This window comes from Flaviflexus salsibiostraticola (assembly GCF_003952265.1).
Taxonomy (GTDB): domain Bacteria; phylum Actinomycetota; class Actinomycetes; order Actinomycetales; family Actinomycetaceae; genus Flaviflexus; species Flaviflexus salsibiostraticola.
The window spans coordinates 537,449-557,734 of sequence record NZ_CP034438.1 but is presented as its reverse complement, the minus strand read 5'-3'; the positions used below and the strand labels follow the sequence as shown (position 1 = coordinate 557,734).

Annotated in this window: 17 protein-coding genes and 1 pseudogene; 6 read left to right on the top strand and 12 right to left on the bottom strand. The window is 65.9% G+C overall.

Going from position 1 to position 20,286, the window contains the following annotated elements; all coding sequences use genetic code 11:
• The first annotated feature begins 233 nt into the window (after window positions 1–233).
• The 4 genes from EJO69_RS02595 (at window position 234) to EJO69_RS02580 (ending at window position 5,570) form a co-directional block, all read left to right on the top strand.
• Window positions 234–455: a hypothetical protein gene (locus EJO69_RS02595; protein ID WP_126038840.1), complete on the top strand. Its 222-nt coding sequence runs from the start codon at window positions 234–236 to the stop codon at window positions 453–455.
• On the top strand, window positions 412–2,061 hold the full coding sequence (locus EJO69_RS02590; RefSeq protein WP_164519843.1) for a heavy metal translocating P-type ATPase: 1,650 nt from the start codon (window positions 412–414) through the stop codon (window positions 2,059–2,061). Before EJO69_RS02595 ends, EJO69_RS02590 begins: the two co-directional genes overlap by 44 nt.
• Window positions 2,062–2,212: 151 nt before the next feature.
• Window positions 2,213–2,746: a GNAT family N-acetyltransferase gene (locus EJO69_RS02585; RefSeq protein WP_126038835.1), complete on the top strand. Its 534-nt coding sequence runs from the start codon at window positions 2,213–2,215 to the stop codon at window positions 2,744–2,746.
• Between the two features lie 109 nt (window positions 2,747–2,855).
• Entirely contained in the window at window positions 2,856–5,570 is a 2,715-nt protein-coding gene (locus EJO69_RS02580) for a penicillin acylase family protein (protein WP_126038831.1), read from the top strand.
• 273 nt (window positions 5,571–5,843) lie between these two features.
• Here the strand turns inward: EJO69_RS02580 and EJO69_RS02575 are convergent, their stop codons facing one another.
• Together EJO69_RS02575 and EJO69_RS02570 are read right to left on the bottom strand one after the other, a co-directional pair.
• Window positions 5,844–6,449, bottom strand: coding sequence for a TetR/AcrR family transcriptional regulator (locus EJO69_RS02575; RefSeq protein WP_126038829.1), 606 nt, complete (start codon window positions 6,447–6,449; stop codon window positions 5,844–5,846).
• 127 nt (window positions 6,450–6,576) lie between these two features.
• Entirely contained in the window at window positions 6,577–8,925 is a 2,349-nt protein-coding gene (locus EJO69_RS02570; protein WP_126038826.1) for an ATP-binding cassette domain-containing protein, read from the bottom strand.
• Window positions 8,926–9,110: 185 nt separating this feature from the next.
• On the opposite strand from EJO69_RS02570, the gene EJO69_RS02565 reads away from it, so the two are divergent.
• Window positions 9,111–9,455, top strand: coding sequence for an RNA polymerase-binding protein RbpA (locus EJO69_RS02565; protein ID WP_126038824.1), 345 nt, complete (start codon window positions 9,111–9,113; stop codon window positions 9,453–9,455).
• 103 nt (window positions 9,456–9,558) lie between these two features.
• On the opposite strand, the gene EJO69_RS12525 is transcribed toward EJO69_RS02565, so the two are convergent.
• From EJO69_RS12525 to EJO69_RS02520, 10 genes and pseudogenes are all read right to left on the bottom strand, one after another.
• The gene (locus EJO69_RS12525) at window positions 9,559–9,918 is read right to left on the bottom strand and encodes a glycosyltransferase family protein (RefSeq protein ID WP_245993880.1); all 360 of its coding nucleotides are present in this window, start codon (window positions 9,916–9,918) and stop codon (window positions 9,559–9,561) included.
• Between the two features lie 20 nt (window positions 9,919–9,938).
• Window positions 9,939–10,232, bottom strand: a pseudogene (locus EJO69_RS12520) (glycosyltransferase); the annotation flags it as partial.
• Window positions 10,233–10,294: 62 nt separating this feature from the next.
• Window positions 10,295–11,782 carry an apolipoprotein N-acyltransferase gene (gene lnt, locus EJO69_RS02555; RefSeq protein ID WP_126038821.1) on the bottom strand — a complete coding sequence of 496 codons (1,488 nt, stop codon included), beginning with the start codon at window positions 11,780–11,782 and terminating at the stop codon, window positions 10,295–10,297.
• 218 nt (window positions 11,783–12,000) lie between these two features.
• On the bottom strand, window positions 12,001–14,616 hold the full coding sequence (locus tag EJO69_RS02550; protein WP_126038818.1) for a DEAD/DEAH box helicase: 2,616 nt from the start codon (window positions 14,614–14,616) through the stop codon (window positions 12,001–12,003).
• A gap of 77 nt (window positions 14,617–14,693) precedes the next feature.
• Window positions 14,694–15,596, bottom strand: coding sequence for a diacylglycerol/lipid kinase family protein (locus tag EJO69_RS02545; protein WP_126038815.1), 903 nt, complete (start codon window positions 15,594–15,596; stop codon window positions 14,694–14,696).
• Window positions 15,581–16,405, bottom strand: a complete 825-nt coding sequence (gene tatC, locus EJO69_RS02540) for a twin-arginine translocase subunit TatC (protein ID WP_126038812.1) — start codon at window positions 16,403–16,405, stop codon at window positions 15,581–15,583. Before tatC ends, EJO69_RS02545 begins: the two co-directional genes overlap by 16 nt.
• Window positions 16,402–16,662 (bottom strand): twin-arginine translocase TatA/TatE family subunit, encoded by a 261-nt coding sequence (gene tatA, locus EJO69_RS02535; protein WP_126038810.1) that lies wholly within the window; start codon window positions 16,660–16,662, stop codon window positions 16,402–16,404. Before tatA ends, tatC begins: the two co-directional genes overlap by 4 nt.
• A gap of 44 nt (window positions 16,663–16,706) precedes the next feature.
• Complete coding sequence (locus EJO69_RS02530) at window positions 16,707–16,988, bottom strand: hypothetical protein (RefSeq protein WP_126038807.1); 282 nt, start codon at window positions 16,986–16,988, stop codon at window positions 16,707–16,709.
• Entirely contained in the window at window positions 16,985–17,959 is a 975-nt protein-coding gene (locus tag EJO69_RS02525; RefSeq protein ID WP_126038804.1) for a helix-turn-helix transcriptional regulator, read from the bottom strand. Before EJO69_RS02525 ends, EJO69_RS02530 begins: the two co-directional genes overlap by 4 nt.
• Window positions 17,959–18,876 (bottom strand): helix-turn-helix transcriptional regulator, encoded by a 918-nt coding sequence (locus EJO69_RS02520; protein WP_164519840.1) that lies wholly within the window; start codon window positions 18,874–18,876, stop codon window positions 17,959–17,961. The genes EJO69_RS02525 and EJO69_RS02520 overlap by 1 nt, the downstream gene beginning before the upstream one ends.
• Before the next feature lie 36 nt (window positions 18,877–18,912).
• Between EJO69_RS02520 and EJO69_RS02515 the strand changes: the two genes are divergently transcribed.
• Window positions 18,913–19,989 carry a DUF3866 family protein gene (locus tag EJO69_RS02515; RefSeq protein WP_211331527.1) on the top strand — a complete coding sequence of 359 codons (1,077 nt, stop codon included), beginning with the start codon at window positions 18,913–18,915 and terminating at the stop codon, window positions 19,987–19,989.
• Window positions 19,990–20,286: the final 297 nt, after the last annotated feature.

The following is a 20,286-nucleotide window of genomic DNA, read 5'->3' as shown; positions in this document are numbered from 1 at the left end:
GTCGTTGGGGGAGCGCATCTCGTGTCATGTCTCCCGAGGGATGCGATCTGGTGGGAGCGCGTCGGCGAAGAACATCGAAGAACCTTGAGGTGGACGTCCTCGAGGCTGACATTCAGTGATGGAATGCTGGTGAGATGGACGGCTTTCGGAACCGCTGCACCATCGCTCTGACCAGCGCGTAGGCAAGCCTGGCCTTCGTTGTAATCCGCGAGAACTTGGACGAAACTGTTCTCATGATCAAGCTCAGCAGCTTCTTTCGGCACTACCCGATGGTCGTCCTCGTCCTCGGGACCGCGGCCATCGGCATCGTCCTCGAGTTCGTCGGACCGGACCGGAGCGCGCAGTGGTTCGTCTCTGCCATCGCCCTCGTCATTGCCGCGATGCAGTTCAAGGGCATGATCGATTCTCTTCGTGCCGGCAACGCTCGTTGTCTGTCTCATGCTCACCGGCGGTGAGGCGCTCGAGGACTACGCCGAGGCGCGAGCCGGCTCGGAGCTGACGAGCCTCCTCGAGGGAGCCCCGACGGTGGCGTACAGGATGGAGTCGGGCGATGTGACGCCGATTCCCGTCGAGGACGTCGAGATCGGCGACCGCCTGCTCGTCCGACCCCACGACACCATTCCGGTTGACTGTCGGCTGAGTTCGGCCACCGCCGTCATCGACGAGAGCTCGCTGACGGGCGAGTCGCTGCCGGTCGAGCACGTCGAGGGGGACTCGCTCCTCTCTGGATCGCTCAATGGCAACGCCGCCATCGAGGTCGTTGCGACGGCGGACGCGAGCGCGTCGCAGTACCAGCGGATCATCGAACTCGTCCAGGAGGCGCAGGACTCGAAGGCACCCTTCGTCCGGCTAGCCGACCGAGTCGCCGTTCCCTTCACCCTCATTGCCCTCGTCATCGCCGGTGCTGCGTGGATGATCGCTGGTGATCCCATGAGGTTCGCCCAGGTCCTCGTTGTCGCAACTCCATGCCCGCTCATCATCGCCGCCCCGGTTGCCTTCATGGCCGGCATGTCGCGCGCCGCGCGGGGCGGCATGATCGTGAAGAACGCCGGGACGATCGAGCAGGTCTCGAAGGTCCGCACAGTCGCGTTCGACAAGACAGGGACCCTCACGCGAGGGGTACTGGAGGTCAGTGCTGTGCACTGCTTCGCCGGTCATACCGAGCAGGAGATGCTCCGCCTTGCGGCCTCTGCGGAGCTTCACTCCTCCCACCCTCTCGGTGAGGCCATCGTCGCCACAGCGCGGCGTGACGGCGACGTCCCCGTCCCATCGTCGGCGCAGGAGGTCCCGGCGCAGGGAGTCTCCGCGGTCGTCGGTGGCGCCCATGTCCGCGTCGGCAAGCGAGCGTTCGTCGCCGACGATTCCGGCGGCGTCGACACCGGCCCGGAGCCGGATGCTGGATACACCGTCATCTGGATCGGAATCGATGGCATCCTCGTCGGTCGTGTTGACCTGTCCGATCCGATCAGGCCCGAGACGCGCGCGACTCTCACCGCTGTCCACCAGGCCGGCGTACCGACAACGGCGATGCTGACCGGCGATGCCGAGGACACGGCGAACAGGGTTGCGGCAGCGATCGGAATTGACGATGTTCGGGCCGGGCTGCTCCCCGAGGACAAGGTCAACGCGGTCAGTACGATGCCGAACAGACCCGTCATGATGGTCGGCGATGGCGTCAACGATGCCCCCGTCCTCGCGGTGGCCGATGTCGGAGTCGCCATGGGGGCGCGCGGTTCGACCGCAGCCGTCGAGTCCGCGGATGTTGTCATCATGCTCGACGATTTCGCCCGCATCCCGCGCCTGCTGCTTCTCGGCCAGCGCACGATGAAGATCGCCTGGCAGGCCATCCTCATCGGAGTCATCTTCTCGGTGGTCCTCATGCTCATCGGCGCCACCGGCGTCATGCCGGCCTTCGTCGGGGCGTGGATGCAGGAGCTGGTCGACCTCGCCTGCATCCTCTGGGCGCTGCTGGCGGCACGTCCGTCCCGCCAGGAAAAGGAGCTTATCGCCATGAGTCAGGCTGAGCGGCCCCGCGTAGAGGTCGGGGTCGCGATCTCCTGACACGCAGTGCGGTGTGGGCGCCCCCACTGGACTCATGCCGCTGGCGCTCGGCCGAACCCCCAATTCATCGCTGGCTGCTTTCCCGCTCGGAACGGGCAGGTGACGGTCGATCAGAGGGGAAGCGGATCCTTCCGTCCCATAGACTCGGCTCATGACCGTGACGCTGAGGCCCGAGACTCGTGATGACTGGCCGTGGCTGTGGCATTGGCGCCATGAGCTCACCGATCCTGATTGGAAGCAGTGGGACTCGCCTTTCCTGCACGCCCGCACCCGCAGGCTGACCTACCTCGAGTACACGAGCGGTCGAGGTCTCAACACCTGGCTCGGAGCCATTATCGAGCACGACGGCCAGCCGGTCGGATACGTCAACCGCGGCGAACTCGCCCCCACAGGCGGCGGATGGTGGGACTGGGGAATCGTCATCTTCGATCCCGCTCACCGGCGACAGGGAATCGGCACTGCTGCTGCACTCCTCTGGATTGATGACACCTTTCGACGCACCAATGCCCACGTCCTCACCATGACAACGTGGTCGGGTAACGAGGCGATGCTGGCAACGGGGGAGCGGCTCGGATTCACCGAGTGCACGAGGATCCCCGAGGCACGCTCCTGGAAGGGTGAACGCTACGACTCGGTTCAGATGGCGATGCTGCGCAGAAACTGGCAGGGGACAGAGCCGAGGTGAAAACATGTGCGTCGCACGGTCTGCGTGCTGTGGTTGTCCGGCGTGCCGAGCCACCTGGCACCTACTGTTCGGTAATATGACGCCTGACTGCATTCCAATGAGGTGAACGATGTCACAGCGCCGTACGATCCGCCGCATCCTCCTGTCCATTCTCGCCCTCATCATCGTCGTGGCGATGACTGGGGGAGCGGCGCTGCTCGTCGCGCTCAACCGGCCGCTGCCGAACCACAGCGGCGAGCATCTCATTCCGGAGGCCGATGGACTCATCGAGGTGATGAGGGATGCGAACGGAATTCCGCACATCTACGGGACGACGGATGAGGATCTCTTCAGGGCTCAGGGCTACGTCCATGCCCAGGACCGATTCTTTGAGATGGACTACCGTCGCCACATGACCGGCGGCCGGCTGTCTGAGCTGGTCGGTGATGCTGAGGCGGCGAGACAGGCCGATGTCGTCATCCGCAGCATGGGCTGGCGCCGGCTCGCCGAGCAGGAGTGGGACCTTATCTCCGACGAATCGAGAGACTTCTATACGGCGTACGCAGAAGGGGTCAATGCCTACATCGCCGACCGGGGACCCTCTGAGCTCGCCCTCGAATACCAGGTGCTGTCGCTGTCCATGCCGGTCAAGGACATCGAACCGTGGACGGGAATCGACTCACTTGCCTGGCTCAAGGCCATGGCCTGGGACCTGAAGAACAACCTCGATGAGGAGACGGCGAGAGTCGTCGCCTACGACAGCCTGAGAGACTCCGCGCGGGTCGAAGAGCTCTTCCCGGCTTTCTCCACGACCAGCCATACCCCCATCGTCCCCTCCGAGGTTGAATCGAACCTGACGCCCCGAGAGGACTACCCGCGGGGTGAGTCCCGGCCCATCCCGACTGCACCAAGTCCTGCGCCCGAGGATGCGGAGGACAGCGTGGACGCAGAGGCGGAGGCAAGCGCCGAGATCGGGAGCGCGGTTCTCTCCGCGCAGGCCGCGCTGGACGCAATGCCGATCGTGCTTGGCCGCGGCAGCGGGATCGGCTCGAACTCATTCGTCATCGGGGGAGAGCATACGGAATCTGGGATGCCCATCCTCGCCAACGATCCGCACCTGACGATCTCCTATCCCTCCGTCTGGTACCAGGTCGCTCTTCACTGCGTGGAGATCACGGACGACTGCACCTATGACGCGAGTGGCTTCTCTTTCGCCGGCATGCCCGGCCTCATCATCGGCCGAAACGCCGATCTCGCATGGGGGCTGACCAATCTCGGCGGTGATGTCACCGACTTCGTCATCGAGAGGAACACAGGGGAGACGACGTACGAGCGGGACGGGGAGGACGTCGAGTACGAGATCTGGACCGAGACGTTCAACGTCGCCGGAGCGGACTCCTTCGAGGCGGAGGTGCGCCAGTCCGTCCACGGCCCTGTCATCTCCGACCTCCTCCTCATGGATGAGAGGACAGCGGGCCTGCCGGGTGTTCCGGGGGAGTTCTCCGTCGCCCTCGAATGGACAGCTCTCAAGCCCGGGTTGACGGGAGATGCGATCTTTGCCATCAACCGGGCAGCGAACGCGGAGGATGTGGCCGAGGCCGCCGCGATCTTCGCGGTTCCCGCTCAGAACATCGTCTTCGCCACGGTCGACGGCGAGTACGGATACCAGGCTCCGGGGCATTTCCCGATCCGCCCGGAGATCTCCGAAGCCGACGGCGACCTCGAGGCCGCGCAGATCCCGGAGAACCTCGGCGCCGATGGCCGGTGGCCTCGCCCCGGATGGGATTCGGCCTACGACTGGCAGGGCTACTACGCCCCGGAGGACATGCCGGCGTTTACCAACCCGGACGAGGGCTTCATCGTCGCAGCGAACCAGCAGGTCACCGCGTCGGACCTGGGCCCCTTCCTCGGCTCCTACTCGGACGGGGGCTACCGCTCGGAGGCGATCCGGCAGGCCATTCAGGAGAGGATCGACTCCGGCTCAAAGATGAGCCTCGCCGATGCGGAGCGGCTCATGCTGCTCGATCAGTCGCCCTTCGGCCAGGAGCTGGGGGAGCTCTTCGCCACCGTGCCGACAGATGACGAGAGGATCCGCCAGGCCCAGGACATCGTGAGCGACTGGCTCGACCGCGGCGCCCATACCGGCGTCGACGAGCCAGGAGCGGCGATCATGGCCTCCGTCTACGCCCACCTTCTCGACCAGACACTTGGGGAGCGGATCTCCCAATTCGACGCGGTGAACACGACCGACTACCTCATCTTCTTCACGGGGCTCGAGGAGTCGAGCCCCTGGTGGGACAACGGGGTGTCGGAGCCCAAGGAGAGCCGCGACGAGGCGCTGCTCAACGCGCTCCACGCGATGGACCGAGACCTGTCGGCGCAGATGGGCGAGGACATGGAGTCGTGGCGGTGGGGCGATGTCCATGTCGAGACGCCGACGCACTCCGTGCTCGGCGGTGAGGACATTCCCGGCATTGTTCGGTCACATTTCAATGGCGATCCGCTGTCCGTTCCCGGCGGCTCCGCCATCCCGAACGCCATGCACTTCTCGCCCGCGGTGGGAGAGGGCGACGGGCTCGTCGACTACGAGGTGACGGCGGGGCCGTCGATGAGGATGGCGGTCGACATGGCAGGGCTTGATGAGGCGATCTGGATTATTTCTTCCGGATCCTCCGGCCACCCGCGTTCCGGGCGCGTCGACGACCAGTTCGAGATGTGGGCGAGCGGACAGAGCCTTCCGTGGGTCTTCACGCGCGAACGGGTCGAGGAGCGGTCGCAGTCGATGATGACGATCCGGTCGGAGCCGAGCACCGAGGACCGTCCACGGACGTTCCGTCATCGCTGACTTCGCAGCCACTCGGTGGGAGATTCTCGATCGTCGCCGTTGGGACTCAGTCCGGTGTCGAGCCGACTGAGGACGCCGCGGGCCGAGCTGACTGAGGATGCTGCCGTTGGAGTGGCGGTCAACGCTTTCAGACGATCAGAGCTTCAGCTCTCCAGGGGGAGAGCCATGCGAGCAGTGCAGGACGGGCTCCAGGGATTCCCGTTCCCGATAATGACATAATATCCATTATCGGAACAGCGGGTGGATTCGTGGAAAGCGGGCCCCGATCCGCTCTCAGCCCCTCGTCGTCTGCGAAAGGCCCAGGCCTTTGAGGAGAATGTCGATCGTCGTCTCGAGGAGTGCCCACTTCTTCTCCAGAGGCATCTCCCGCAGGCTGCCGAATGTCGACAGTGTGGCCGGGCCGTGCGCAGCCGCCCAGACAGCCAGTGACACCTGCACCGGATCGTCGACCGGCGGGTGGATCTGCATCGCCATCTCCTTGAGGATTCTCAGCGGACGTTCTGAGACGGTCTCCCGATCATCGCTGATGGGAAATTCGTAGACGGCGGCCTGGAACTGGGTCGGATTCTCCACGGCGTATCGGAAGTATGCTCGGCAGATGATGGCGATGCGGTCGCCGACCGGCTCGTCCTGGTGCTTGTTGAGCGCTGCTTCGAGGTGCGCGAAGAGATCCTGCAGGACCCTCTTCCTGATCTCCTCGAGCAGGTCGGCCTTGCTGTCGAAATGACGATACGCCGCCGATGGTGACACGTCGACCCTGCGAGCAACCTCGCGGAGACCGACTGCCTTGGTGCCTCCTTCGGCGATGAGCGCGAGGCCCACGCGGATCATCTCGTTGTGCAGATCGCCGTGGTGGTAGTGACGTTCGGACTCTTCCATGGAGCCCCTCCTCTTGACTGTGCCTATGGTGTGCGTCGCTGTCGCTCAGGCTCTTCTGCAGCTCCGCAGAGACTGCCCCGTGGAATTGTGGTGGCTACTATACCATAATTTGGCTCACTCCAGTACCCTACTGTGCAATGTAGTGCGCGAGGTGCTGTCCTGTCAGCGTCGATGGGTCGGCGACGAGCGCCGAGGGCGTGCCTGAGAAGACGACCTGCCCGCCGTCACTTCCGGCGCCTGGGCCCAGATCGATGATCCAGTCCGCGTGGGCCATCACCGCCTGGTGGTGCTCGATGGCGATGATGGAGATGCCGGAGTCGACCATGTGGTCGAGCAGCTCGAGCAGGGAGCGGATGTCGGCCAGATGCAGGCCGGCGGTCGGCTCGTCGAGCACATAGATTCCGCCCGACTCCCCCATCTGATTCGCGAGTTTGATGCGCTGCCGCTCTCCGCCCGACAGGGTCGACAGCGGCTGCCCGAGGGTGAGGTAGCCCAGCCCGACGCTGACGAGCCGATTGAGGATCTTCGTCGCTGCCGTCAGCTTCGCCTGAGCGAAGAACTCGGCCGCCTCCCCCACGGTCATGCGGAAGACCTCGGCGATGTTCTTGCCTTTGTACAGATGTTCGAGGACGTGATCCTGAAACCTGTCTCCCCCGCACACCTCGCAGGGAACGGGAATCGATTCGACGAACGACAGCTCGACGAAGGTGACCGCCAGTCCCCTGCAGTTCTGGCAGGCACCCTCGGAGTTCGGACTGAACAGTGCAGGTTTGACCTTGTTCTCGCGGGCAAACGCCTTTCGCACGTGGTCGAGGAGGCCGGTGTAGGTCGCAGGATTGGAGCGTCGGGATCCTCGGATCGAGCTCTGGTCGATGTAGACGAGCCCCTCATCCCGCGGGATTGAATCTCGAACAAGGGAGGACTTGCCGGAACCGGCGATGCCGGTGATGACGGTGAGAACGCCGAGGGGAATGTCGACGTCGACATCCTTGAGGTTGTGCGCATCAGCCCCGCGCACCTCGATCGCACCCGTGGGAGTCCTCACGTCCTCTTTGAGGCCGACCCGTTGGGACAGGTGCCTGCCGGTGACGGTGTCGGAGCCGCGCAAACCCTCGAGGTCGCCCTCGTAGGTGATCTCTCCGCCGCCGGTGCCCGCGCCGGGACCGAGGTCGACGACGTGATCGGCAATGGCGATGGTCTCCGGCCTGTGCTCGACGACGAGGACCGTATTCCCCTTGTCGCGCAGAGCCATGAGCAGCGCGTTCATCTTGTCGATGTCGTGCGGGTGGAGACCCGCCGTCGGCTCGTCGAACACGTAGGTGATGTCGGTGAGCGACGATCCGAGGTGTTTGACCATCTTGATGCGCTGCGCCTCGCCGCCCGAGAGGGAGCCTGCCGGGCGGTCGAGTGTGAGGTATCCGAGACCGATGTCGATGATCGACTCAATCGCGGTGATGAGGGTTTCGGTGAGCGCATCGATGCCGGGCCTGTCCAGGTTCTGCACCCAGCCCAGCAGGTCACCGACCTGCATCGCACACACGTCGGCGATGCTCAACCCGTCGATGAGCGAGGTCCGGGCCGGCTCGGCCAGGCGGGTGCCGCCGCAGTCGGGGCAGGCCTCGAACGTCACTGCACTGTCGACGAACCTGCGGATGTGGGGCTGCATCGACGCCCGGTCCTTCTGCAGGAAGGAGGCCTTGACCTTGGGGACGAGTCCCTCGTAGGTCATGTTGATCCCGCCGATGGAGACCTTCTCCGGCTCCCGATACAGGAGGTCGTGCCGCTCCTGCTCCGTATAGTCCTTGACCTTCTTCGCCGGGTCGACGAACCCGGATTCGCCGTAGTAGCGAACGGACCACCCGCCCGGCTTGTATCCGGGCACGGTGATGGCGCCCTCGTCGAGGGACAGCTCCTCGTCGATGAGCTGGGTGATATCGAGCTCGGCGACGGTGCCGCGGCCCTCGCATCGGGGACACATGCCGCCCAGCAGCTCATACGTGACGACCTGCCTCTTCTGGTTCCCCTTGGCGACTGTCACCCCGCCCTGCGCGCTGACCGAGGGCGTGTTGAAGGAGTACGCGAGCGGCGAGCCGATGTGGGGCTCGGCGAGCCTGCTGAACAGGAGCCGCAGGTAGGCGTTGACGTCGGTAACGGTTCCCACGGTCGAGCGGGGGTTTGTCGCCAGGCGCTCCTGGTCGACGATGATGGCGGCGGTCAGACCGTCGAGCAGGTCGACCTCCGGCCGAGCGCTCGTCGGCATGAAGCCCTGGACGAAGGCGGAGTACGTTTCATTGACCAGGCGCTGGGATTCAGCGGCGATCGTCTCGAACGCGAGCGAGCTCTTGCCGGATCCCGACACACCGGTGAAGAGAGTCAGCCGCCGCTTGGGCAGATCGAGGTCAACATCTTTGAGATTGTTGACCCGAGCACCGCGGACCCTGATCATGTCATGGCTGTCGGCTGGGTGAACGGTCATGGACCCTCCTCACGTCAAGGCGACAGGTTACCACCCGCCGCGGTGAGCAACGACCCGTGGCGGCACGGCGATCCGACAACCCCCGCGGCGACACTCACTCCTTCGATCAGTGCCCTCGTCCACACCAATCCCTGGAACAAATTCGACGAGCCCGGCGTTCACACGGGTGGATACAAAGGAGAAGAATGGCTGAACGATCGCTTCGCGGAATGAAAATCGGTGCGTCATCGCTGGAGACAGATGAGGGCGTGCGCTTCGTCGCGCGCCAGGAGCACGAATACACCTGCCCGAACGGACACGTCTTCCACAAGACATTCGCCGAGGAGGCGGACGTCCCCGCTCTCTGGGAGTGCCATTGTGGCGCCAGCGCGCTGCTCAAGGATGCTGAGGAGCCGGAGGATGCGAAGAAGGCCAAGCCTCAGCGCACCCACTGGGACATGCTGCTCGAGCGCCGCTCTCTCGAGGAGCTGGACGAGCTTCTGCAGGAGCGCATGGCGCTGCTCGAGAAGCGCGGTCTGCGCAGCCGCTGACGCGCGCAGGAATCGCCTAGACGTCATGATCGGGGACCCGCGGGTCCCCGATCATGCTTTGTCAGCCCAGGTGCGGCATGAGGAGTCGGCTGCGCTCGAGGACTCAGCCGCGCAGGATGGTTCGAGCCTGAGTCATGTGGTGCCGAATGCCGCGACGCGTCGATTCCTTAAGCGACTCGAAGAAGATCGTTGAGGAGAGCTTGGACTCCCCCGCCTCGCGCTCATGGAAGGTGATCGGCTCCTCGACGATGTGGCCGCCCATCCAGTGCATCCGCTGTGTCATGTCGGTCTGCCAGTAGTAGCCGACCACCTCGACCTCGTCGAGGTTGATCTCCCGCAGGGCGTCGCAGCGGTAGACCCTGAACCCGGCGGTGATATCCGTGTACGGCAACCCGAGCGAGACTCGATTGTAGACGTTGCCCAGACGCGACAGGAGCTGTCTCGAGAGCGGCCAGTTCTCCACTCCCCGCCCGGGACCCAGCGTGATCCGATGACGAGATCGGGCATGTCCGCCCCGGCGGCACGCTCGAGCATCCGGGCGAGATCGTCCGCCCTATGCGATCCATCCGCATCCATCTGCACGACGTGCGTGCAGTCGCGATCGAGCGCCCACCCGAATCCGGCGATGTAGGCCGCGGCGAGTCCGCCCTTGCCGGGGCGGTGCAGGACATGGAGGCGCTCATCGGCCTCCGACCTCTCCTGAGCCCAGGCACCCGTGCCGTCGGGTGAGTTGTCGTCGACGACGAGGATGGCGATGTCCGGCAGAACGGAGCGCACGCGGTCGAGCGTGGTCGGCAGCGTCTCGATCTCGTTGAAGGTGGGGATGATGACAATCGGCTTCACTGCCGTTCCTTCCTGAGGGCGAACGCCCAGATGAGGGCGAGGAGAGCGCCGCCCACGGCGACGCCCCGGTAGAGGTGCCCATAGCGGGCGGCTGGGGTGAGGTGATCGCGCAGCGGGATCGTTGCCGCCCCGGACGCGTTGGTCTGCTTGTCCGAGAGCTGGGTGACCGTGCCGTTCGGCATGACGACCCCGGAGACGCCGACGGTCGACACCTGGACGGCCGCACGGGAGTATTCGACGGCCCGGAAAATCGTCTGCTTCATCTGCTGCTCCGATTCCGCGCTGTCCCCGAAGGAGGCGGAGTTGACGGGGACGATGAGGGCGCGGCCGCCGGCATTGATGGCGTCCTGGATGACGGAGTCGATCGCGATCTCGAAGCAGATCGGCACGGCCAGCATCTCCGATCTTTCTCCGATCGGGACGGTGATGGTTGCGGGGCCGTCGCCGGCGAGCATGTCGGTCGTCACAAGATCGACCGCCTCGGTGAAGCGCCGGAAGAAGTCCCGCGACGGGATGTATTCACCGAAGGGAACGGGGCGGGACTTCGAGTAGTGGCTCACCATCTCCCCGTTTATGACGAGCGCGTAGTCGTTGTATCGACCCTCGTCGACGTACTCCTGGGTCCCGATCAGAAGCGGGACGCCGGCGCCCAGGCTCACCCGCCGGGCGATGGCGGCGGCCTCCGGGTCCACCCGGATGTCGCGGTCTGACCCAGATTCGGGCCACAGGAGTAGATCGATTCCATCCGTTGTCGCGAGCAGCCGCTCCGTCTCCTCTTCGTGCCGGAGGGTGACATTGAGCGCCCTGCCGGAATCATGCTCACCCCGGTCGGGACCGCCCTGGACCCAGCCGACGGTCATCGTGTCCGTGCCGCGCACCGAGAGCGGGATCGCCACACACGCGGCGACGGCGATGACGGCGACGAGGCCGGTGGCGAGTCCCGCGAGCCGGGGCCCCTCATAGAGCCATCGAAGCGCCATGGCGAGAAGCAGCGCAACAAGGACGGTGAGCAGCGTGACGCCGACGGCTGCAATGTAGGGGGCAGTGCGGAGGAGGGGCGTGCCCACCTGGGAGTAGGCGACCATGCCCCACGGGAAACCGCCCCACGGCCAGTTGGTGCGGACGACCTCGACACCGGCAAAGGCGATGGCGCCGAGCACAGCCGCGGGGATCCCGTCCATCCGCCACAGTCCCGCCCAGATCGCGCCGACGAGTCCGATGAAGAGCGCCTGGAAGAGGCTGAGGGCAACCCAGGGCAGGGGCTCTCCCACCGCCGTCCATGTCCATTCGATGAGCGGCAGGAAGAAGGCGAGGCCCCAGAACGTGCCCGCCGCGAACCCGAAGACCATTCCTCCGGCACGAGTGACGAGCGCGAGGATCATGAGGGCCGGGAATGCGAGCAGTGGCAGATCGAGCGGGTCGAATGATGCCCACATGAGGCCCCCGCCAAGGGCGGAGGCGAGGAGGAGCAGTCCGTAGTGCACCACATAACACTATCGAAAAAAATCCCGCCGCCACTCCCTCGGGCCGTTGGCGCATGTCCAACGTTTTCTAACGGAGTGGCGGCGGGTACACGGGATCAACCCATGCATCCCTGCAAGCGTATTGACCGTACTCGCACTGTGCAAATCTTCAGTCGAGTAACTTATGTGAACGCGAGTCTACATGGGACAAAGTCGGCGTGTCGCGGCCCTCGGCGCGTCTAGATCGCCTGGGTGACACCCGGTCTTTCGAGGAGTCGGCGCGCCGCGGCGGCGGTGTCGGAGGTCGGCGAGCCCTGCGCGGCGTGAACCACTTGGGTGAGCAGATCCGTCGTTCGCCGCAGTCCGTTGATGAAGTCTCCGGGCAGCAGCTGGCAGATGGAGAGGCAGGCCTGGAGCGTTGCGCCCTCCGCCCAGGCGACCACGGCGGTTGTCGGATGAGCGGAGATCTCCGGCTGACGCTCGAGGCCGAACCGCTCCTCGAGGTCGCTGAGATAATCGCGATTGTGGCGGATCACTCGCCAGGCGAGCGGGTCCGCGGGAGGATTCGACCGGCCCCTGCGGTCCTTGAACGAGAAGGCCGCCATCATCCCCGCCAGCATCGCCGGCGAGAGCCCCGCGATGTGGGGATCCTTGAGGCATTCGTAGATGAGCAGATCCGCCGACGAGTGGAGACTCCGCAGTGGCGTGGCGCCCGACCCGAGGCTGTAGTCACCCGGCTCGCCGCGAAGGATGCCGAGGGTTGCGAGGAGCTCGCACGTCGCATCGAACTCGGCGCCCACCGAGTCGTCGTAGGACTCGGCGAGGTCGGCGAGGCTCTCGAGCTGGCGCGACAGCGTCCGGTAGGCGGCAGCGGCTTCGACGTGCGCCTCCCGGTCCGGGCAGGAGTGGACGGGGTGGGCGATGAGCTCGGGGCTCTCCCGCACCGCTCCCCTATCCCACGACTCGAGCAGGTCATCGTCGATGCCGACCTCGATGCGGTCGGCGACAAGGTCCGTGATGTGGGAGGCGAGAACCTCCCGCTGGGCGGGGTCGCGGAGCTTCATCCCCGAGGGCAGCTCGTACTCGCCGACGTGGCGCAGCTCGGAGCGGACATCGTCCTGGCGCAGCCAGACGAGATCCCCCATCCACGTCGCCACCCGGAGGCGATCCTCGTCGACCTGGGTGACATAGGCGTACTCGAGGGAGGTCCCATAGGCATAGGCGATGACCTCGCCGCCGTAGGCCCACTGGAAGGAGCTGGCGACCCGTTCCCGGTAGGCGCGCTTCGCCTTCTTCCGGGCGGCGGCGCTCGCTCGGCCGGCACGACGTCGCAGCTCGACGTACTCGGTCACATCGCCGTGCTCGCACAGGCCCCGGACGCGGGCCGCCTCCCGCTCGTGGGCGATGCGGACACGCTCGCGGGTCACCTCGAGCGCGGCGAGTTCACGGTTGCGCTGGAACTGGGCGAATGAGCGTGCGAGGAGGGCTCGGGCGCTCTGGTACTCGTGTTCGGCCAGCACGTTGACGACCGTGTTGTAGGAGGGGAAGAACGCGGAGATGAGGGGCTCGAGCTCGCCGGCGCCGAGGGAGAGGAGCACGTCCGTATCGGTATCGGTGCTCGCGATGACGAGGGTGTGCCCGACATCGTCCTTGCCGCGCCGCCCGGCCCGGCCGATGAGCTGGGTGTATTCGATGCCGGTGAGGTCGGTGAACTCGGTCCCGTTGAACTTCGTCAGGGACTCGATCACGGTGGTCCGCACCGGCATGTCGATCCCGAGGGCGAGCGTGCCGGTTGCGTAGACGAGCTTGAGGAGCCCGCGCTGCATGAGGCGCTCGATGATCTCCTTGAACGGAGGATAGACGCCGGCGTGGTGGGCCGCGAACCCGGACGCGAGGGCGCGCTCGAAGGACCGGAACCGCAGCACCTCCTGGTCCTCGTCCGTGAGCTCCTCGCGGATCGGGTCGAGTGCCTGGTGGATGAGCTTCCGCTCGTGGCGGCTCGTGAGCGAGATCCCGTCCTTGACGAGATCTCGCACCGCATCGTCGCAGCCCTTGCGGGAGAAGATGAAGTGGATGGCGGGCAGGAGGCCGCGCTCCTCCATGAGCCGCAGCACCTTCTGGCGCTGGGCGGGCCCGATCCTCTCGGGCAGCTTCTTGTTCTCGAGTGCGGCGAGCGCCTTCCTATTCGGGCTTCGCCCGGCCCCGAGAGTGGCAGACGGGCCGCCGTCGTAGAGGTCATGGAGCCTGTTGCCTATGACAACCTGCTGGAGGAGCGGCACGGGCCGCTGGCTGGTCTGGACGAGGCGGGTGTTGCCGCGCACCGATTCGAGCCATGCGTGGAATTCCTCCGCATTGGCGACGGTCGCCGACAGCGAGACGACGCGGACGGACCGGTCGAGTTCGAGGATGACCTCTTCCCACGTGGGACCGCGCTCCGGGTCTGCAAGGTAGTGGACCTCGTCGAGGACGACGTAGCCGAGGCTCGCCAGGTCCTCCCCCGCGTAGAGGAGATTGCGCAGGACCTCCGTCGTCATGACGACGATCCGTGCCCCGCGGTTGATCGTCACATCCCCCGTCATGAGGCCGACCATGTCATTGCCGTAGCGCTCGACCAGTTCGCGGTACTTCTGATTCGACAGTGCTTTGATCGGGGTGGTGTAGATGCAGTCCGTCGACGTTGCCAGCGCCATCTCGACCGCGAACAGGGCCACCATGGTTTTGCCCGCCCCGGTCGGTGCGCACAGGAGGACATCGTGCCCCTCCTCGAGTGCCTGCGATGCGTCGATCTGGAAACCGTCGAGCTCGAAGCCGAGTGCCGAGACCGAGTCCCTGTAATGATCGAGGTAGATGCCCACGGGGCAAGGCTAGTCGACTGCGGCGCCGCCGCGCCATCGAACCGCCGGGCGGCGACAGGAGGCGCAGTCGCGTCCGCTCAGCAGAGGAAGCGCAGCGCCTGCGGCAGGACGGTCACCGTGACGGGCAGTGGGCCGACCTCTTCACCGTCGACCATGGCCGTTACACCCTCGCCGACCGCGTCGATGACGACCTTTCCCGTGCGGTGAACGTGAATGAAGTCCGCCTCGAGGTGGCGGCCCTCGTAGAGCTTCGGGAAGACGGACATGACCTCGGGCATGGTGAGGGGCTTGGCGAGGATGAGCTCGAGAACGCCATCCCTGCCATCCGAGTCCGGCGAGATCGTGAGCCCGCCGCCGAAGGAGCTGAGATTGGCGACGGCGACGAGGAGGGCCCTGCCCGTATTGGTTCGCCCGTTCACCGTGATCCGGTAGGTCCGCGGCGAATAGCGGGGCAGCTTGGCTGCGATGGCGCGAAGGTACCGGGCGTGGCCGTGGGGCCACGTGTAGCCGTTGGCCGCCTCGTTGACGATCGCATCAAGGCCGGCGGAGAGGACCGCGAGACCGTAGGTCGTTCCGTGGCCCCCGGTGATCTCCATGACGTCGAGAGAGACGGGCTCCGCTCGCTCGAGCGTGTCGAGGAGATGCTCGAGGCCGGTCTCCCACATCGTCGTGAGCCCGAGTGCGCGGGCAATGTCGTTGCCGGTGCCGAACGGCACGTGGCCGAGGAACAGGTCGGACCCGACGAGGTGCTGGAGAGCGAGGTGGATCGTGCCATCCCCGCCCATCGTGACGATCCCATCGACCGCCCGGCCGCGGACGGCACGGGCGATGAGGGAGCGCGTCTCGTCAACGGTTGGGGCTCCGAGCGGGACGATATGATGCCCGGCGGCCTCAAGCCGACGGGCAGCCTCCCTGCCGAGAGTGAGGCCCCTCCCCGTGCCGGCGGAGGGGCTGACGACAAGGCCTAGGGCTGCAGCCAATCCTGGCCCTCGCTCTCATCCCCCAAGAGCTCACCCAGTTCCTTCGCACGGCGCTTGGCCTTGCGCCTGTCATGGATGATGGCGATGCCCGTGGCCGCGAAGTAGAAGGTGATCATCGGGGTGAGGATGGCCATCATCGACCAGGCGTCGGGCAGCGGGTTGACCATGGCGGCGAAGACGGAGCAGCCGACGACGGCCCACCGCCACCCGCGCAGGTAGCTCGTGCCCTTGATGACGCCGATGAAGTTCGCTCCGACCATGACGACGGGCAGGAGGAAGCTGACGCCGAAGGCGCCGATGATCTGCATGAAGAACCGGTAGTAGGTTCTCGCGTCGAGGATGTTGACCGCGAACTCCGGTGCGAAGCCCGTGAGGATGACGACGGCCCGCGGCAGGATGAACCAGCCGAGGAGCCCGCCGAGGAGGAACAGGACAACGGCGACGAGCGTGAAGCTGAGCGCGAGGATCTTTTCCTTGCGCCGCAGCGCGGGCGCGATGAAGAGCCAGATCTGAAGGATCCACCACGGCGAGGAGATGAAGATGCCGATGAAGGCCGCCATCTTCAGCTGCAGCTCGAAGCCGACGCCGACTGTTGCGAAGTTCAGCTCCGCGTTGCCGCCGCGCTCATTGATGCCCTCGAGGGGCTGAACCATGAGCGTGGCGAGCGGCTCATAGAGGAACCAGCCCGCGACAGATGCGAGGGCGATGCCGAGAAGGGCATAGAGGAGCCGGTTCCGGAGTTCCCGCAGATGCTGGGCGAGCGGCATCCGCCCTTCCGGATCACGGCGTTTCGTGATCCGTTCGGTCACTGGCGCGGCTGATCCTCGTCGCGCCGCTCGTCGCGCTGTGCGGTCGCATCATAGCTGGAGCGCGGGGCCTCGCCCTGCTGCTCGACTGCGCGGGGCGGCTTGTTCGGATCGGTGTCCTCGCGAAGCTCGGTCACTTCCTTCTTGAACACCTTCATCGACTTGCCGATCGAGCTGGCGATCGTGGGCAGCTTGGCAGCCCCGAAGACCAGGATGAGGACGAGCAGGATGATGAGAATTTCCCAACCGCTGAGGTTCATTGTGAGCTCCCTAGTGTGTCTACGACATGTACTCTATCCCGATTTTACCCGGGGTAAATGTCGGCCCACCGTTCGATGGTCCTAGTCATTCTTTGTGCTCGGCCACATTTTCTGACCTCGGCAATCCGGGCCAGAGTCTCCGCGGGTGATTCGGAGGGAGGAGCAACGCGCGGCGGGGCCTCAACCGATGCCATGCGCTCGGCCGCGGCGCTCACCGATTCGCCGAGACGCGCGGCAGCGCGCCAGTTGAGCCGGACGACGCGGAACACGTCCCACGCGAGGTAGGCGACGCCGGCGACGATGAGAAGGATCACAAGCGGAGTCACTGGACCTCCAGGATCGCCCGGGCCTGCTGAGCGACAGCGTCCTTCACACTGCGCGGGGCAATATCGAGCAGGTCGGTGCCGATCTTGAGCGCAGATCCGCGGACCCACGTCGTCGACACCGCGGTGAAGGTGATCTCGAGGCTGTCGCCGCGATTGACGACCTCGGCTCCCGGCGTCGCCTCCGCGAACCACGCGGCCCCGGGCTTGACCGTGAAGGTGACGGGGAAACCGTCGACGGGCTTCGGCTCGGGCTGCTTCTTCAGGGTCCGGCGGGCCCTGCCGGCCTCTGTCGAGGAGACGGGCTCCCCCACGGACGCGTTCGACATCCGGTCGAGTCGGAACCAGCGGAGCTGCTTCTCATCCTGGAGCGCGGCGAGGTAGCCGTCGGTCTCGGAGACGACGGCGCAGGGGATGACGGTCCGGGTCGACACTCTCTCGGTGAGCTCGCCGGGACCGTGGTAGTCGAAGGTGAGCCGCCGCGACTCGCGCAGGGCCTCCCACATCGCATCGAGCACATCCTGAGAGCCGCGCGGCCGCGGCGGCTCCGCACCGATCGTCTGCCCGGTCGCGGAGCGGATCTTCTCGCGAACCGTGCGCAGCGACTCGGCAGCGTCGGATGTCGGATCGAGCAGCCTGAGCACCTGATCGATCATCTCGATCGAGACGGCCGCCTCGCCGAGGGTGAGGTAGACGAGCGGATCGTCGTACTTGGTCGGCATGCACGAGACCGAGTCGTCCCGGCTGTAGACGAGGTCATTGTCGTCCTCGTCGGCCTGTGCGTCGACCACGAGCTCGATGAAGTAGAAACTCGGTCGACTGTCGACCTCAGTCATCATGAGGATCTTAAGAGCCTCCACCGCATCGTCGAGCGACAGATTGAAGACATCGGCGATCTCGCCGATAGTCGTCTGCCGCGTGTTGATGATGAAGGAGGTCATGGCGGTGAGAAGGACGACGTCGGGATTGGCCATCACTGCCCCAGCTCTGCGAGGTGGCGAAGCCGCTCGCGGTAGTCGTCGACATCGGTGCGCGCCTCGATGCCGAGAAGGTTGAGAACGTCGAGCATCCGCGGCCAATCAGCATCCGCGAACCGGTAGCCCTCCCACCCCTCATCATCCGCACCCACGTGCTCGCCTCGGCTCCGCAGATGATCGCCCGCTCCCGGCGCGAGGTGGATCGTGGCGGTCACCGGGTCGAACGAGCGGACGGTGATGGGCTCGGGTGTATAGGCGGTCGGTTCAAGCGGCTCGACCGAGACGATCCGGGACAGTCGGAAGTTGCGTGTCTCCGGCGGGGTCTCGATCATGTCGTCGCGGCCGGAGCCGACTGCGATGCGGGCGCCGCGGCAGTAGTACTGCCCGTATGTCTCCCACACCCCATGGACCTCGACCGTGTAGTAGCGGCGGTCCGGGTTGCGGACATTGTCGTACTCGATGAGGAGCGGAGTCCGCGCGGCGATGGCGTCGACGATGTCGAAGAGATGCCCGATCTCGGGAAGGGCGATGCGGACGGCCGCCTGATCGTCGGTGATGCGGGCCCCGCCGAGTAGCTTCTGGACCGTCCTCTTCGCCACCCGATGGAGCTCGGCTCTGCCCGTGAGGGACTCGGCGGCGAGCCGCAGGAGCGTGAGATCGGCGGCGTCGAGATCGAGTGCGACGAGTCCGTCGAGGACGAGCTCGAAGACCGGATCGTCATCCTCGCTCTGGATGACGGGATAGCCGTGCTCGCGAAGCTTCTCAATGTCGCGGTTAAGCGCCTTCGCTCGATCGGCTCCCGCATGGTCATAGCCGAGCTCATAGAGCTCGGAGCGTCTGCGCGGCTCGTCGACGAGATTGGCCAGCAGCCGGAACAGCCGCCTGCCCGGGTCATAGGTTCGAGTGCCTGTCACAGGACCTAGAGTAGCCCACGTTAAGATCGGGCTGTGATGACATGGCGAAGCGGCGTGATCCTTGAGCCGGGCGACTCCTGGGCGGGCGCCCACGAGTGGTGGGTCGACGTTGAGGGGACGCGGCGCCGCGGGCTCGCCTACACCGAGATCGTCGGCGACCTGGCGATCGGCGATCGGGTTCTCCTCAATTCGACCGCCGCGGATCGCGGCCTCGGCACCGGCGGCTATCTCTACATCATCGCCCCGCTCGACAGGATCCCCGAGGAGGGCTCGGGGCCCGGCCACATCGTCAAGGCACGCTACATGCCGCAGCAGACCATGGTGCTCGCCGTCGATGAGCAGGACTCCCCCCACCACCCGATCCTCCGCGACGCGGAGGGCATAGACTCCATGCCCGTTGTCGTGGCCGACCTGCACTCGGCCCTGCCCGCCGTTGTCGCCGTCGCACGGCACCACTCCCCCGAGCTGTCGATTGCCTACATCCACACCGACACGGCTGCCCTGCCGATTGCGTTCTCGCGAACGGCTGCACTCCTGCGGGAGCGCGGCGACATCACGACCATCACCTCCGGGCAGTCCTTCGGCGGCGACGTCGAGGCCGTCAACCTCCACACAGCCCTCCTTGCGGCGCGGCATGTCATCGGCGCTGACATGGCGGTCGTCGTCCAGGGCCCGGGCAATGTCGGAACGGGGACGCGGTGGGGATTCTCCGGGACAGCCGTCGGTGAGGCGATCAACGCAATCAATCTCCTCGGCGGCACAGCGATCGCGACCCTGCGGGTTTCGCAGGCCGATCATCGCCCCCGCCATCGCGGCATCTCCCACCACTCCCTCACGGCCTACACGAGGGTCGCGCTCACGCCTGCCCTCGTCCCGGTCACGAGCGAGGGAATCGAGGCGGACGCACTCGCCGCGATCGAAGCGGACTACCCCGCCTTGCTCTCGACCGGCAGGCTGACCCTCGTCGACGTCGATGGCATCAGAGATGCCCTCCACCAGTCGCCGGTCCCGTTGAGGACCATGGGGCGCGGGCTCACCGACGACTACGCGGCCTTCGCCTTCGCGGGTGCCGGCGGGGTCCTCGCGGCGCAGAGGACAGCCTCCACGCGCTGAGCACTCGCTCGTGCTCCTCGAGCAGCAGGCCGAACGAGGAGTGCGTCGTTGATCGACGGACGTCAGCGCTCCCTCCATCCGTGCCCAGGGTGGATTGCGCCGGGGAACTCTGGCGCCGCTCAGTGCTGAGAGCCTGTGCGATGCAGTGAGGCCCCGGCCGGCACCACCGCACCGACTCACACGGGCCGGCCGCGCACTGATGGCACAGACCTGCCCCGCACCGATGGACACGGACCGGCCGCGCAGTCATGGACGCCGACTCGTCAGGGTCGACCACTGCACGATCGGTACGGGCCG